The 16457-nt window shown below is 42.5% G+C and carries 13 protein-coding genes and 1 pseudogene; 13 read left to right on the top strand and 1 reads right to left on the bottom strand.

The features are described 5' to 3' along the window. Positions 1-116: 116 nt before the first annotated feature. Positions 117-326: pseudogene (locus QNN06_RS10895) on the bottom strand (transposase); the annotation flags it as partial. 400 nt (positions 327-726) lie between these two features. Between QNN06_RS10895 and QNN06_RS10900 the strand changes: the two are divergent. The 13 genes from QNN06_RS10900 (at position 727) to QNN06_RS10960 (ending at position 16449) form a co-directional block, all read left to right on the top strand. Continuing rightward, complete coding sequence (locus QNN06_RS10900; protein WP_213116328.1) at positions 727-5052, top strand: PolC-type DNA polymerase III; 4326 nt, start codon at positions 727-729, stop codon at positions 5050-5052. Between the two features lie 314 nt (positions 5053-5366). Beyond that, positions 5367-5837, top strand: coding sequence for a ribosome maturation factor RimP (rimP, locus tag QNN06_RS10905; RefSeq protein WP_213116327.1), 471 nt, complete (start codon positions 5367-5369; stop codon positions 5835-5837). 38 nt (positions 5838-5875) lie between these two features. Continuing rightward, positions 5876-7003, top strand: a complete 1128-nt coding sequence (gene nusA / locus QNN06_RS10910; RefSeq protein ID WP_213116326.1) for a transcription termination factor NusA — start codon at positions 5876-5878, stop codon at positions 7001-7003. A 17-nt stretch (positions 7004-7020) separates the two neighbouring features. Continuing rightward, positions 7021-7305, top strand: a complete 285-nt coding sequence (rnpM, locus tag QNN06_RS10915) for an RNase P modulator RnpM (RefSeq protein WP_213116325.1) — start codon at positions 7021-7023, stop codon at positions 7303-7305. Next, on the top strand, positions 7302-7604 hold the full coding sequence (locus QNN06_RS10920) for a YlxQ family RNA-binding protein (protein WP_213116324.1): 303 nt from the start codon (positions 7302-7304) through the stop codon (positions 7602-7604). The genes rnpM and QNN06_RS10920 overlap by 4 nt, the downstream gene beginning before the upstream one ends. Positions 7605-7624: 20 nt before the next feature. Then, on the top strand, positions 7625-9931 hold the full coding sequence (infB, locus tag QNN06_RS10925; protein ID WP_213116323.1) for a translation initiation factor IF-2: 2307 nt from the start codon (positions 7625-7627) through the stop codon (positions 9929-9931). Then, entirely contained in the window at positions 9931-10209 is a 279-nt protein-coding gene (locus QNN06_RS10930) for a DUF503 domain-containing protein (protein ID WP_213141302.1), read from the top strand. Before infB ends, QNN06_RS10930 begins: the two co-directional genes overlap by 1 nt. 17 nt (positions 10210-10226) lie before the next feature. Continuing rightward, positions 10227-10598 carry a 30S ribosome-binding factor RbfA gene (gene rbfA, locus QNN06_RS10935; RefSeq protein ID WP_213116322.1) on the top strand — a complete coding sequence of 124 codons (372 nt, stop codon included), beginning with the start codon at positions 10227-10229 and terminating at the stop codon, positions 10596-10598. A gap of 106 nt (positions 10599-10704) precedes the next feature. Continuing rightward, entirely contained in the window at positions 10705-11625 is a 921-nt protein-coding gene (gene truB, locus QNN06_RS10940; protein WP_213116321.1) for a tRNA pseudouridine(55) synthase TruB, read from the top strand. Positions 11626-11655: 30 nt separating this feature from the next. Further along, on the top strand, positions 11656-12618 hold the full coding sequence (ribF, locus tag QNN06_RS10945; RefSeq protein ID WP_213116320.1) for a bifunctional riboflavin kinase/FAD synthetase: 963 nt from the start codon (positions 11656-11658) through the stop codon (positions 12616-12618). A gap of 159 nt (positions 12619-12777) precedes the next feature. Continuing rightward, the gene (gene rpsO, locus QNN06_RS10950) at positions 12778-13047 is read left to right on the top strand and encodes a 30S ribosomal protein S15 (RefSeq protein ID WP_213116319.1); all 270 of its coding nucleotides are present in this window, start codon (positions 12778-12780) and stop codon (positions 13045-13047) included. A gap of 220 nt (positions 13048-13267) precedes the next feature. Further along, positions 13268-15385 carry a polyribonucleotide nucleotidyltransferase gene (pnp, locus tag QNN06_RS10955; RefSeq protein WP_213116318.1) on the top strand — a complete coding sequence of 706 codons (2118 nt, stop codon included), beginning with the start codon at positions 13268-13270 and terminating at the stop codon, positions 15383-15385. 116 nt (positions 15386-15501) lie between these two features. Further along, entirely contained in the window at positions 15502-16449 is a 948-nt protein-coding gene (locus tag QNN06_RS10960; protein ID WP_213116317.1) for a polysaccharide deacetylase family protein, read from the top strand. Positions 16450-16457: the final 8 nt, after the last annotated feature.

Consider the following 16457-nt stretch of genomic DNA (forward strand, 5'->3'; position numbering starts at 1 on the left):
CTCGGCGATGAAAGCGCCTGCGGGGTCTCCAGTGACCTCTATATCCCGCAGGAGTCGAGTGCCCTCCGCTCCAATCAACAGGGGGGAAAATCAACCTAAGTATTGCAACACACATTAAACTTATGTTTATTGGGGTTTGCCTTTAAATGAGTTGAATCTGTAAATAATGCACGTCCCCCAACCATTTTGTGTTTCATTGCTAGAAGATTAATTTCAGCAAAAACATCCTGAAAGATATTAGTACCTTTAAAGAGGTGTTGACGATTCCAACTAATCGTAGAATGATGTGGAACTGCATCATGGAAGTTTAAGCCTAAAAACCAACGACATTTGGCTTAAAAAATAAATTCACTACTTATGTTATTGGAGTTGAAGGACTAATGGAAAACACCTGTTGATTTGCGCGGAAGGCACGAAGACTCCTGCGGGAGTACGGGGCAGGGGAGACCCCGCAGGAGCTTTAGCGACGAGGAGGCTCCCCGGCACGCCCTAAGGTGCGCGAAGTGCCTGGAGCGCCAATCAACAGACTTGTTGAAAAGCCTTATATTAATAACATTAAAACAAATTAACGCGATGAATTGTTAAAGAAATTGAGTGAAATTTTTTTGCTAAAAATGGATAAAGGTTTCTGTCGAATTAACCCGAATCTTTTCGGATGATATGGTATAATTACTTTCTGAAATAGACTAGATAAAAAGAATTTTGATAGAGGGGAGAGATGAGAGGATGAGCGAAAATGCCTTAGGCAAAAAAGAGCGATTCCAACTCTTGCTCCAGCAGCTGCAATTAACTGAAGATGCAGTCGTTATGCATTTCCAAAATGCGCAAATCGAAAGGCTACTGGTAGAAAAGAAAGCGAGAAAATGGCATTTTCAATTTTTATTGGATAAAGTCCTGCCATTCAATGTATTCACGCGGTTTACTGCCCAAATCGAGCGAACTTTTTCAAACATTGCAGCAGTATCATATGATATTAATGTTACCAATCAAGAAAACGCCTCAGAATTAATCAGCGAATACTGGAGCTATTGCATCCAGCAAATTGATGGAATCTCCCCGCCGCTCATTAAACTTTTACATGAACAGTTGCCTGTAGTAAGTGGCAATAAGCTTACCGTTTCGGTTAGAAACGAGGCAGAGGGATTAACCCTAAAACGTAAATATGGGCCATTAATCGGTGAGATTTATCAGTCCTTCGGATTCCCGCTGTTTTCCTTTGAGATTGATATAAAAAGTGAAGAACATAATGAGGAATATCAACAATTTTTACTTGCTAAACAAAAGGAAGACCAAGAACGTGCCTTAATGGCAATGATCGAAATGCAGAAACAGGATGCCGAGAAAGAACAGGGCGGCGGTGATATGCCGCAAGGTCCGCTTTCAATCGGTTTGACAATTAAGGATAACAGCGAGCACCGCAGCTTAATTGATATTGTCGATGAAGAAAGACGAGTTGTCGTCGAAGGTTATATATTTGATGCGGATATTCGCGAGCTGCGCAGCGGCCGCTCCTTGTTAACCTTTAAAATTACCGACTACACCAGTTCCATAATGGTTAAAATGTTCTCCCGTGATAAAGAGGACGCAAATGCTTTCCAACTTGTTAAAAAGGGAATGTGGGTAAAGGTCCGCGGCAGCATTCAAAATGATACTTTCGTTCGTGACCTTGTCATGATCGGTAATGATATTAATGAGATTAAGCCTGCTGGCCGGAAAGATACTGCTCCAGATGATGAAAAACGGGTCGAACTGCATTTGCATACCCCGATGAGCCAGATGGATGCCGTCACTCCTGTCGGCACTTTAATTGCCCAAGCCAAAAAATGGGGCCATAAAGCGATTGCCGTTACAGACCACGCCGTCGCTCAATCCTTCCCGGAAGCCTACAGTGCCGGGAAGAAGAATGATATAAAGATTCTTTATGGTGTTGAAGTGAATCTGGTCGATGATGGTGTACCGATTACCTTTAACGATGCCCACAGGCTTCTTGCTGAAGATACTTATGTCGTGTTTGACGTTGAAACAACCGGTCTTTCAGCCGTATACGATACGATAATCGAGCTTGCTGCTGTAAAGATAAGGAACGGCGAAATCATCGATCGGTTTGAATCGTTTGCCAATCCGCACCATCGCTTGTCAGCGACCACCATCAACCTGACGGGCATTACCGATGATATGGTGCAAAACGCTCCGGAAGTAGCTGAGGTTTTACAGAAATTCTTTGACTGGACTGGGGATGCGGTCTTAGTTGCACACAATGCTTCCTTTGACATGGGATTCTTGAATGTCGGTTATAAAAAAATTGGTATTGGAAAAGCCAAAAACCCTGTCATCGATACGCTGGAATTGGGCCGTTTCCTGTATCCAGAATTAAAAAACCATCGTTTAAATACCTTGGCCAAAAAATTTGATATCGAGCTGACACAGCACCATAGAGCGATTTATGATGCGGAAGCGACCGGATATTTGTTAATGAAGATGCTGAAGGATGCACAGGCAAAAGAGATAAATTACCATGATGAATTTAATGATCACATGGGAAAAGGAAATGCTTATCAAAGGGCCCGTCCGTACCACTGCACACTGATGGCGCAGACAGAGCACGGCTTAAAAAATTTATTTAAGCTCATTTCCATTGCCCATATTGAATATTTCTACCGTGTGCCGCGAATTCCACGGTCGGTGCTGCAAAAATACCGCGAAGGCATCCTTGTTGGTTCCGCCTGTGATAAGGGAGAAGTATTCGAGGGAATGATGCAAAAGTCTCCAGACGAAGTGGAGTCTGCAGCAGTCTTTTATGATTATATCGAGGTCATGCCAAAACAGGTCTATGCTCCGCTCCTAGAAATGGAACTGGTCCGTGATGAACGGGCGCTTGAGGAAATTATCGGCAACATCGTTGCGCTTGGAGACAAGCTTGGAATACCGGTTGTGGCTACGGGCAATGTTCACTACTTGAACGAAAACGATAAGATTTACAGAAAAATATTAATCAACTCACAGGGCGGTGCTAACCCGCTGAACCGTCATGAACTTCCGGATGTTCATTTTAGAACGACAAATGAAATGCTCGATGCCTTTTCATTCTTAGGCAAAGAAAAGGCAAAGGAAATCGTCGTCACAAATACAAATAAAATTGCGGATATGATTGACGTCATTAAGCCAATTAAGGATGATTTGTATACACCGAGAATTGAAGGTGCCGATGAGGAAATGCGGGAAATGAGTTATGCCATGGCCCGGAAAATATACGGCGAAGAGCTTCCAGAAATTGTTGAAGCCCGTTTGGAAAAGGAATTGAAAAGTATCATCGGGCACGGATTTGCCGTTATTTATTTGATTTCCCATAAGCTTGTTAAAAAGTCCTTGGATGATGGGTACTTGGTCGGATCGCGTGGATCGGTCGGTTCCTCACTTGTCGCAACGATGACGGAAATTACCGAGGTTAACCCATTGCCGCCGCATTATATTTGTCCATCCTGTAAGCATTCAGAGTTTTTTAATGATGGATCGGTCGGTTCAGGCTTCGATTTGCCTGATAAGGATTGCCCACATTGCGGCACAAAATATCGAAAAGATGGCCATGACATCCCGTTCGAAACCTTCCTTGGCTTTAAAGGAGATAAGGTTCCCGATATTGATTTGAACTTCAGCGGTGAATATCAGCCCCGTGCCCATAACTATACAAAGGTCCTTTTTGGAGAGGAATATGTTTACCGTGCTGGGACAATAGGTACGGTTGCCGATAAAACAGCTTTCGGATATGTAAAGGCCTATCAGCAGGATAACAATCTACAAATGCGCGGCGCCGAAGTGGAACGGCTTGCTTCTGGCTGTACGGGTGTAAAAAGAACAACTGGTCAGCATCCCGGCGGTATCATCGTTATTCCTGATTATATGGACGTTTACGATTTTACGCCAATCCAATTTCCGGCTGACGATCGAAATTCGGAATGGAAAACGACCCATTTTGATTTCCATTCCATTCACGATAACGTTCTAAAGCTTGATATTCTCGGACACGATGACCCGACAGTGATCAGGATGCTACAGGATTTGAGCGGTATCGATCCAAAAACAATCCCTACGGATGACCCTGAAGTTATGAAAATATTTAGCGGAACGGAATCCCTAGGTGTAACAGAAGAACAAATCATGTGTAAAACGGGAACGCTAGGCATTCCCGAATTTGGTACCCGGTTTGTTCGACAAATGCTTGAAGATACAAAGCCAACAACCTTCTCAGAACTTGTTCAGATTTCAGGTTTGTCACATGGTACGGATGTTTGGCTCGGAAATGCGCAGGAATTGATTCAGAATAAGACTTGTACCCTTAGTGAAGTAATCGGCTGCCGGGACGATATCATGGTTTACCTAATTTATCAGGGACTTGAGCCATCCTTCGCTTTCAAAATAATGGAATCCGTCCGTAAAGGAAAAGGATTGTCGGAAGAAATGGAAGCGGAAATGAGAAGGAACGAGGTACCGGAATGGTACATTGACTCTTGTAAAAAAATTAAGTACATGTTCCCGAAAGCCCACGCGGCTGCATATGTCTTGATGGCTGTAAGGATTGCCTATTTTAAAGTTCATCTTCCCCTTCTTTATTATGCTGCTTATTTCACTGTCAGGGCAGAGGACTTTGATTTAGAAACAATGACGCGCGGCTCTGAGGCCATCCGTGCGAAAATTGGCGAAATAAATGCGAAGGGTTTGGAAGCATCGAACAAGGAGAAAAACCTGCTGACGGTGTTGGAGCTTGCGCTTGAAATGACTGAACGCGGCTATTCCTTCCAGAATTATGATTTGTACAAATCGGATGCATCGGAATTTATTATTGAAGGAAATACGTTAATTCCGCCGTTCAACTCCATTCCTGGGCTGGGAACAAATGCTGCCGTAAATATTGTTAATGCCCGCGGAGATGGAGAATTTCTATCGAAAGAAGACCTCCAGCAAAGAGGGAAGGTTTCCAAAACAATCCTTGAGTATCTGGACAAGCAAGGCTGCCTAGGCGCATTGCCTGAGCAAAACCAGCTTTCGCTCTTTTAACCTTCCGCTTTTCTGACTCTAGCTTCAGCGCCTAGGGGCTCGGGGTCATAAGCCAATCCGTCAAGAAGGCTAAAGAACAGCCTTCTCGCCGGCTCGTCTTATGCCTGTCGCCCCTGTGCAAGGCGCTTCAGCTTTTGATAATATTTGCAACTAATTCATGGTTATGTTATAGTTTTATTGGAAATACTAAGACATACTCTCGTGTACAAGAGTGGGGATTCTCCCACTCTTTCGTGTTGTTTAGGATAGTTTTTCATCAGTATTTTAAACTTGCATAGCTACATAGAAGATATTGCTGGAAAAGGAGGTAGGGCATGAGTAAAGTCACCGAGGTTGTTGAAGAACTGGCTGCACCTATTTTTCAAGAGCTTGGCTTAGAATTAGTAGAAATTGAATACGTTAAAGAAGGAAAAAGCTGGTTCCTTCGCGTATATATCGATAAAGACACAGGCGTTGATATTGAAGACTGCGGAATTGTCAGTGAACGACTTAGTGAAAAACTTGATGAAGTGGATCCAATTCCTCATAACTATTTTCTTGAAGTATCATCGCCAGGTGCAGAACGCCCTTTAAAGAAGGATAAAGATTTTGAAAAAGCAATCGGGAAAAATATTTTTATCAAAACTTATGAGCCCCTTGATGGTGAAAAAGGTTTTGAAGGGACTCTCTTAGCTTTCGATGGTCAAACTGTTACAATCGAAGTGAAAATAAAAACCCGTAAAAAAACGATTGAAATTCCATACGAAAAAGTGGCAAATGCAAGGCTTGCTGTAACGTTTTCTTAAACTTAGAAAAATACAATAGAATAGGGGGAAATACTCAAATGAGCAGCGAATTAATAGATGCTCTTATTGTCCTGGAAAGAGAAAAAGGTATTTCCAGGGATGTTTTAATTGAAGCCATTGAAGCAGCACTTATCTCGGCCTACCGCCGCAATTTTAATCAAGCGCAAAACGTCAGAATTGATTTAAACCTGGAAACTGGTTCAATGCGTGTTTTTGCACGTAAAGAAGTAGTGGACGAAGTGTTTGATCCACGTCTTGAAATTTCCTTAGAAGATGCGACAAGAATCAATCCAAACTATCAAGTTGAGGATATCGTCGAAATGGAAGTTACACCGAAGGATTTCGGCCGAATTGCTGCCCAAACTGCTAAACAGGTTGTGACACAAAGAGTCAGAGAAGCGGAAAGAGGAATTATTTATTCTGAATTTATTGACCGTGAAGAAGATATCATGACTGGTATCGTCCAAAGGCTCGATTCAAAATTTATTTATGTCAGCCTTGGTAAAATAGAAGCTCTGCTCCCAATCAATGAGCAGATGCCAAATGAACGTTATAAGCCGCATGATCGAATTAAAGTATTTATTACTAAGGTAGAAAAAACAACAAAAGGGCCTCAAATATTTGTTTCAAGGACTCATCCGGGATTATTAAAACGTTTATTTGAAATCGAAGTGCCGGAAATCTATGATGGGACGGTAGAAATTAAATCCGTTGCCCGTGAAGCAGGCGACCGTTCGAAGATTTCAGTTCATTCCGATAACCCTGAGGTAGATCCAGTTGGATCCTGTGTTGGTCCGAAGGGTGCCCGTGTTCAAGCAGTTGTTAACGAATTAAAGGGCGAAAAAATCGATATTGTAAAATGGTCTGATGACCCTGTTGTTTTTGTCGCCAATGCGCTCAGCCCATCGAAAGTGCTGGATGTTTCAGTAAATGAAGAAGAAAAAGCGACGACGGTTGTCGTGCCAGATTATCAGCTTTCCTTAGCAATCGGGAAACGCGGCCAAAATGCCCGTTTAGCGGCTAAATTAACAGGCTGGAAAATTGATATTAAATCAGAATCTGAGGCTCGTGAAATGGGGATTTATCCTCGTGAAGAAACAATTCGTCTATTCGATGATGGGGCCGATACCGATTTTGACGATTTTAACGATGAAGAATTAGATTAGAGCAGAGGTGAATGATGGTGAACACAAGAAAAAAAGTTCCTATGCGGAAATGTGTGGCCACTGGTGAAATGAAGCCGAAAAAAGAACTCGTTCGCATCGTTCGCTCAAAAGAAGGAGATGTATCCGTCGATTTAACTGGAAAAAAATCGGGCAGGGGTGCATATCTTTCAAAGGAAAAAGATGCCGTCCTCTTGGCAAAGAAAAAGAATATTTTGGCAAACCATTTAGAGGTTACGATTTCCGAATCGTTATATGATGAGCTTTTAGAGTTGATAGAGAAGGAGAACGGGTCGTCTAAATGAACGAAAACCAATGGATGTCATTACTTGGACTGGCCAATCGAGCACGAAAAGTAATATCAGGTGAGGAGCTGACCGTTAAGCAAATCCGCAGTGGAAATGCGAAGCTCGTTTTATTATCCGCAGATGCATCTCAAAATACGACAAAAAAAATTACCGACAAATGTAATTCGTATGAGGTTCCAATTAAAATGGTTGAAAATCGTTACCTTCTTGGCCAGGCGATTGGCAAAGAGGCCCGCGTTGTGGCAGCCGTTTTGGATGATGGATTTGCCAAAAAACTTAAACAAGTGCTCGATTAAATCTTGCGGGGGTGAAAATAATGAGTAAAATGCGTGTTTATGAGTATGCAAAAAAACATAACCTATCTAGTAAAGAAATCATTACAAAATTAAAAGAAATGAACATAGAGGTTTCAAATCATATGGCAACTCTAGAATCATCAGATATTAAAAAGCTTGATGCTGCCTACAATAAAAAGGAAACTAAAGAGCAGCAGAAAAAGACTGGAAATACAGCCGAACAAAACCGAAACAATAACAATAACAATGGTCGACAAACTCAGCAAAAGGTTCAGACAAAGCCTCAGGTGCAGACTAAAACGACGCCAAAGGCTTATGAGGAAGATGATGAAAAACTTGTCGTGCCTTCCAAAGTAAAGGTTGCTCCGGGAGCACCAAAAGCCAAAGAAGGCAAAAAACATGAACAGGAATTTCAATCCAAAGAAAATAAAGCATTTCAAGCTGGGAAAAACAAAAATCGTCCCCATAATAATCAACAACAAAATCGTAATCATCAACAAAATAAGAAGCGGAATCATCAACAAAACCATACGCAGCAATCCCAAGCGCCGCAAAAGAAGAAAGAGAAGGAGCTTCCAGCTAAAATTACCTTCAGTGAATCTTTAACGGTTGCAGAACTGGCCAAGAAGCTGCACAGAGAGCCTTCTGAAATAATCAAAAAGCTGTTCCTGCTTGGCATCATGGCAACAATCAATCAGGATTTAGACAAAGATGCGATTGAATTAATTGCCGGTGAGTATGGTGTCGAGGTCGAAGAAGAAATTAAAGTTGATACGACCGATTTAGAAATTTACTTCACAGAGGATACAGCGGAAAACCAAGTGGAACGCCCTGCTGTTGTGACAATCATGGGACACGTTGACCATGGTAAAACAACCTTGCTTGACTCCATCCGAAATACAAAAGTTACCGAGGGAGAGGCAGGCGGAATCACTCAGCATATTGGTGCCTACCAGGTAATCGAAAACGGTAAGAAAATTACATTCCTTGACACACCTGGACACGCTGCGTTTACAACAATGCGGGCCCGTGGTGCGCAAATTACAGATATTACAATCCTAGTGGTTGCTGCTGATGACGGAGTTATGCCGCAGACAGTAGAAGCAATTAACCATGCTAAGGCAGCTGAAGTTCCGATTATTGTTGCTGTTAATAAAATGGATAAACCAGCAGCAAATGCCGACCGGGTTATGCAAGAGCTTACTGAGCACGGTTTAGTAGCCGAGGCTTGGGGCGGGGATACTATTTTTGTTCCGCTTTCCGCTAAAACAGGTGAGGGAATCGACAGTCTTCTTGAAATGATCCTGTTAGTAAGTGAAGTAGAAGAATATAAAGCAAATCCGAAACGGAATGCAGTAGGAACTGTCATTGAGGCTAGATTGGATAAAGGACGCGGATCCGTTGCAACCTTGCTTGTTCAGAATGGAACGCTAAAAATTGGCGATCCAATTGTCGTCGGTAATACATTCGGACGTGTACGGGCAATGGTGAACGATTTAGGACGCCGGGTTAAGGATGCAGGTCCATCTACACCGGTTGAAATTACCGGACTAAGTGATGTACCTCAGGCTGGAGACCGCTTCGTTGTATTTGACGATGAGAAAACAGCCCGTCAAGTTGGAGAATCACGTGCTCAAATCGCATTGGTTGCCCAGCGCGGTGAAAAAACCCGTGTCAGCCTAGACAATCTCTTTGAACAATTAAAGCAGGGAGAAATGAAGGATCTGAATGTCATTTTGAAATCAGACGTTCAAGGTTCTGCAGAGGCGTTAGCTGCTTCCTTGCAAAAAATTGATGTCGAAGGTGTAAACATCAAAATTATCCATAATGGAACAGGTGCCATTAACGAATCTGATATCACGCTCGCGGCTGCTTCAAACGCCATAGTCATCGGCTTTAATGTTCGTCCTGACGTGAATGCCAAACGTGCAGCAGATGCGGAAAAAGTAGATGTCCGTTTGCACCGCATTATTTATAAAGTCATTGAAGAGATGGAAGCGGCCATGAAGGGTATGCTTGATCCGGAATTTGTTGAGAAAGTTATCGGTCAGGCTGAGGTCCGCCAGACATTTAAAGTTTCAAAGGTCGGAACGATTGCCGGTTCATATGTAATCGACGGAAAAATTACCCGTGATAGCGGTATTCGTGTCATTCGTGATGGGGTTGTTATTTTTGAAGGTGAGATTGATGCCTTAAAACGCTTCAAGGATGATGCCAAGGAAGTATCCCAAGGCTACGAATGCGGTATCACCATTAAGAACTTTAACGATGTTAAAGAGGGAGATATTATTGAAGCGTTTGTAATGGAGGAAATCGAGCGGAAATGATAATCGGCGCCGCCGTTTGTGAATGCATCATTTACGATGCACATTCCTTAAAAGAGAAGCGAGCTGTTTTACAGCGAATTCTAACTCGTTTAAAACAAAAATTTAATGTGTCAGCAGCAGAGGTTGATTATCACGATGTCTGGCAGCGAACAAAAATAGCCATTGTCGCTGTTACAGCAGCGCGGGTCTCAACAGAGCATGAGCTGCAGAATGCATTAAAACTAATTGACTCATTTCCAGAGATAGAAAGAACAGTCACCGAAATGGAATGGCTTTAAATGAAGAGGTGAATTGAATGAGCCACAGACCAAATCGTGTTGGAGAGCAAATGAAAAAAGAACTGAGTGACATTATCGGACGCAAGATAAAAGATCCTCGGATTGGTTTTGTGACCGTTACAGACGTTCAGGTAACAGGCGATTTGCAGCAAGCTAAAGTTTTTATTTCGGTATTGGGTGATGATGAACAGAAGGAGAATACGCTTAAAGGCCTTGCAAAAGCAAAAGGATTTATTCGAAGCGAAATCGGCCATCGTATTCGCCTTCGCAAAACTCCGGAAATTATCTTTGAATTCGACGAATCCATTGATTATGGGAATCGCATCGAAACACTTCTTCATGATTTACATTCCGACGGAAGCCCGATGGAAAAAAATGAAGAAGAATAACTCATCTTATACCAAATAGTTTGCATATCCTCACAAATGAGGAAAATGGATAGACGAAAAAGTCTATCCATTTTTTTCGGGGATAACAGGAAAGAGGTTGTGAAAATTGGAAGGCATTTTACCATTATTGAAGCCGGCGGGGCTTACCTCTCATGATTGTGTTTTTAAATTACGGAAAATCTTAAAAACAAAGAAAATCGGTCATACTGGAACACTTGACCCTGATGTAACCGGAGTTCTCCCAATCTGTATCGGGAAAGCGACAAAAATAGCCGAGTATATTACAGATGCAGGCAAGGCGTATGAAGGGGAAGTAACCATTGGTTTTTCCACGACAACGGAAGATGCTTCTGGTGAAGTGGTAGAAAAGAAAATGGTTAACCGGACCATCAGCCGCGAAGAAATTCTAAAGGTACTGCAGTCGTTAACCGGCGAAATTGAGCAAACACCGCCAATGTATTCCGCCGTTAAAGTGAATGGGGTCCGTCTTTATGAATATGCCCGAAAAGGGATTGTGGTGGAACGCCCATCGAGGAAAGTAATGATTTATTCGATTAACCTTATGGATGAGAGGACTGAATTTGCTGGCGAAACCATCAGCTTCCGCTTTCGGGTTAGTTGCAGTAAAGGCACTTATATTCGAACCTTGGCTGTCATGATTGGTGAGGCCTTGGGGTTTCCAGCGCATATGTCGAAATTGGTAAGGACGCAATCGGCTTCGTTCACGCTTACTGATTGCCTAACGCTTGAAGAAGTGGAAAGGTTTATGGCTGAAGGGAGCATTTCACAGGTTTTACGACCATTGGAATCGGCACTTTCTCATTTGCCGAAAATGCGGATTAATGATAAAGTAGCAGAGAAAGTGAAAAACGGTGCACTTTTAGAAATTCCAGAGAATTTAAAAACTTGTGACGGACCTATTATTGCCGAAACGGCTGAAGGGCTGGCGCTTGCTATCTATGCAAAGCATCCCAATAAGCAAGGCCTCTTAAAGCCGATGAAGGTTCTAAGAAATGAACTCGAATAAAGGTTCCTGTATAGAAAAGGTGAGTTTCAGTTGGAAGTAAAAAGATTAAGTTTTCCACTAAATGTGTCAGATCTGCGGGCGCTGCCTCCCTTATCAATGGCCCTTGGCTATTTCGATGGCGTGCATCGCGGACATAGGCAGGTAATACTTGAAGCAAAGAAGCAAGCTGATGAACAAGGACTGTCAAGCGCAGTCATGACTTTTGACCCTCATCCTTCAGTGGTTTTAGGGAAAAATGAAAAGCATGTAAAATCCATTACCCCATTAGCAGAAAAAATCAAAATTATCGAGGGAATGGGTATTGATTATCTTTTTGTCGTTCACTTTACCGTTGAATTTGCCAATCTTCTGCCTCAAGAATTTATTGATCAATACGTCATCGGGCTGAATGTGCAGCACGCGACCGCAGGCTTTGATTTTACCTACGGCCGGATGGGCAAAGGGACGATGGAGACCATTCCATTTCACTCAAGAGAGAAATTTACCTTTTCTGTTATACCGGAATTTACCGAGGGGAACGAAAAGGTGAGCTCGACCAGAATTCGCCGACTTCTTAAAGAAGGGACTGTTGAGGAACTTTCGCACCTTTTGGGAAGGTATTACACAACTTCAGGGCATGTCGTCCATGGCGATAAACGCGGACGGACCATTGGTTTTCCGACGGCAAATATTGAATTAAATGATGAATACATTATTCCCCCTACAGGTGTTTATGCGGTAAGGATGATGGTTAGCGGCATTATGCATAATGGTGTTTGCAATGTTGGCTATAAGCCTACCTTTAATAAGGAGGCAGTCAAGCTGTCGATTGAAGTTCATTTATTTGATTTTCATAAGGATATCTATGGGGAGGATGCCGTAATTGAGTGGCATCTATTCCTACGAAATGAACAAAAGTTTTCTGGAATAGAAGAGCTTGTAAAGCAAATTGAAAAAGATAAAAATAAGGCTTTGGAATATTTTGCGGCAAAACACAAGCTACTTGATGTATAGAAGAAGAGAAGTTTTCCTATAATATATGATGGATTGAACTTGCATTTTGCGACAAAACATTGTATTCTTAAATACGTACTAAATGAACCTTTGCTTGGCAAGTCGAATCACCGACGCTTGCTCGGCATGAGGGGATTGAGAAATAGGAGGTGAACCTGGATGGCAATCACACAAGAACGTAAAAACGAAATCATCAATGAGTATAAAACTCATGAGAACGACACAGGATCTGCTGAAGTTCAAATCGCTGTCCTTACAGAATCAATCAACAATTTGAACGAGCACTTACGTACTCACAAGAAAGATCATCACTCACGCCGTGGTCTTTTGAAAATGGTTGGTAAACGTCGTAATCTTTTGACTTACCTGCGTAACAAAGATGTTCAACGTTACCGCGTGTTAATCAATAAGCTTGGTCTACGTCGTTAGTTTACAGAAGCGGGATTTTTCCCGCTTTTTTGTTAGCTTTTAAAAGTTATTGAATATTTCATACATAATTTTTAAGTCATGATTTTTTGTGCATACTAATACTAATTTGGTTTGACATCACAAGCGTTTTCGCTTTTTTATAGTTACATTAGAAAGATGATACCAGCGAATAGGTTTCGCGTCATCCTCCTAAGTGATTTAGATAGAGAGGGGTAAAAATATGGATCAGCAAAAACATGAGTATTCCATGGAATGGGCCGGCCGTAAACTGACGGTTGAAATTGGCCAGCTTGCCAAGCAGGCAAATGGTGCAGCCTTGGTCCGTTATGGAGACACAGCCGTTCTAAGTACGGCTACAGCGTCTAAAGAACCTAAAAACTTGGACTTTTTTCCATTAACAGTGAATTATGAGGAAAGATTATATGCAGTCGGAAAAATTCCTGGTGGCTTTATCAAGCGGGAAGGACGTCCAAGTGAAAAAGCCATCTTGGCAAGCCGTTTGATTGACCGGCCAATCCGCCCGCTTTTCGCCGATGGTTTCCGAAATGAAGTTCAAGTCATCAGCATTGTCATGAGTGTGGATCAGGATTGTTCTTCAGAAATGGCCGCTATGTTCGGGTCATCACTTGCTTTATCGGTATCGGATATCCCGTTTGAGGGCCCGATTGCCGGCGTCGTAGTCGGCCGCGTAAATAATGAATTCGTGATCAATCCAACGGTGGAGCAGGCTGAAAAGAGTGACATCCATCTAACGGTTGCCGGTACAAAGGATGCTATTAACATGGTTGAAGCAGGGGCCGATGAGGTACCTGAAGAAATCATGCTCGAGGCAATCATGTTTGGTCATGAAGAAATCAAGCGGTTAATTGAATTCCAAGAGAAAATCGTTGCTGAAATCGGCAAAGAAAAAAGGCAGATAAACCTGTATGAGCTCGACAAGGAGCTTGAAGCAAAGGTACGAGAAATGTGTGAAACAGACATGATCAGTGCCATTCAGGTTCAAGAGAAGCATGCTAGAGAAGCTGCCATCACTGATGTGAAAAATCGAGTATTGGCTCATTTCGATGAGCAGGAAGTTGCCGATGATGAGCGAAAACAGGTTAAACAAATTTTGGACAAGATGGTCAAAGGTGAAGTCCGCCGCTTAATCACGGTTGAAAAAGTCCGTCCAGACGGCCGAAAGATTGATGAGATTCGTCCTTTATCATCCCAAGTAGGGATCCTGCCGCGTACCCATGGTTCGGGGTTATTTACAAGAGGACAAACCCAAGCGTTAAGCATTTGTACCCTTGGTGCAATGGGGGATGTGCAAATTCTTGATGGTCTTGGGATTGAAGAAGAAAAACGCTTTATGCACCATTACAATTTCCCTTCCTTCAGCGTTGGGGAAACGGGACCAATCCGCGGGCCAGGCCGCCGCGAAATCGGTCACGGTGCTTTAGGGGAACGTGCCCTCGAACCGGTAGTTCCAAATGAAAAGGATTTTCCATATACAATCCGCTTAGTATCCGAGGTTCTTGAATCAAATGGTTCTACCTCACAGGCAAGTATTTGTGCCAGTACATTAGCCATGATGGATGCCGGTGTACCGATTAAAGCACCTGTTGCCGGTATCGCTATGGGTCTTGTGAAATCTGGTGAACATTATACCGTTTTAACGGACATTCAAGGGATGGAAGACCATCTTGGTGATATGGACTTTAAAGTAGCCGGTACAGCAAAAGGTGTTACCGCTCTGCAAATGGACATTAAAATTGAGGGTCTTTCCCGTGAGATTTTAGAGGAAGCATTGCAGCAGGCCAAGGTCGGAAGAATGCAAATCCTTGATTCCATGCTTGCTACGCTTGCTGAACCAAGACTTGAACTTTCACGTTTTGCGCCAAAAATTCTGACGATGGCGATTAATCCGGATAAGATCCGCGATGTTATTGGACCTAGTGGGAAGCAAATTAACAAAATTATTGAAGAAACTGGGGTTAAGATTGACATCGAGCAGGATGGAACCATTTTCATTGCTTCAGCTGACTCAGAAATGAATCAAAAAGCAAAGCAAATTATCGAAGATATTGTCCGTGAAGTTGTGGTCGGGCAATTGTATCTTGGTAAAGTAAAACGGATTGAAAAATTCGGTGCTTTCGTCGAAATCTTTGCTGGTAAAGACGGCTTAGTCCATATTTCTGAACTGGCCGAAGAGCGGGTAGGAAAAGTGGAAGATGTCGTGAAAATCGGCGACGAAATTTTAGTGAAAGTGACCGAAATTGATAAACAAGGCCGCGTTAATTTATCACGTAAAGCTGTCCTTAAGGAACAGAAGGAAAAAGCTGAACAAAATCAATAATCGTTCAAAAAGTCAGGAGGCCGCTCCTGACTTTTTCTTTTTCTATTGGCCTGCTTTATCATCGTTCTACCTTGTCCCTGCTCGTCATAATCTGTATAGAAGGGGGAAGAGGAAGAATGAAAAAAAAGATAATTATCGCGGTAATTGTGCTTGCTGCTTTCCTGATTGTAAATAGTCCAATTGTACATAATTATGTTTCCGCCTTAAAGGGATCAGCACTTCCAGCAGTAAAGGAGACGGATTCCTTATACCAAAGCATTGTAAAAAATGCGCCTGAATATGAGAAACCACCTTCAGATGCGAAAATCGATCCGGTTTGGAAGGCGATACCGGGATACAATGGCCTTGTAGTTGACCTAGCTGCTTCTTATCAAAATATGAAAAAGAAAGGCACTTTTGATGAGAAGAAGCTTGTCTTTAAACAGGTGAAGCCTAAAGTGCAGCTTAAGGATCTGCCGCCCTCACCTATTTATAAGGGGCATCCCGATAAACCGATGGTCAGCTTTATCATTAATGTTGCATGGGGAAATGAATATTTATCAGATATGCTGGCAACGTTAAAAAATCATAACGTATCGGCAAGTTTTTTTCTAGAAGGCAACTGGGCAAAAAAGAATCCTGAGTTGGCCAAAATGATTATCAGTGCCGGGCATGAGGTAGGAAACCATTCATATTCCCACCCGGATATGGCAAAGCTTACAGCTGCCCAGACCAGAGAACAAATGGTGAAAACCAATGAAATTATCGAAGCGGTAACTGATAAAAAGACAGAATGGTTTGCTCCTCCGAGCGGCAGTTATCGCGACGAAACAGTCAAAATCGCTGACGAATTAAACATGAAAACAGTCATGTGGACGGTAGATACAGTGGACTGGAGAAAGCCATCTCCAGACGCCTTGATTAATAGGGTTATGGGCAAGGTTAGCAATGGTTCGTTAATCCTTATGCATCCAACTGAATCGACGGCGAAATCTTTAGATCGATTAATTACCTTAATCGAACAAAAGAATTTACAGATTGGGACGGTTTCTGAATTAATGAGCGAGGAAAGGGTCATAAAATAAATTGAGGG

Origin of the sequence: Neobacillus sp. 114 (assembly GCF_030127045.1) — a bacterium.
GTDB classification, from domain to species: Bacteria; Bacillota; Bacilli; order Bacillales; family Cytobacillaceae; genus Neobacillus; species Neobacillus rhizophilus.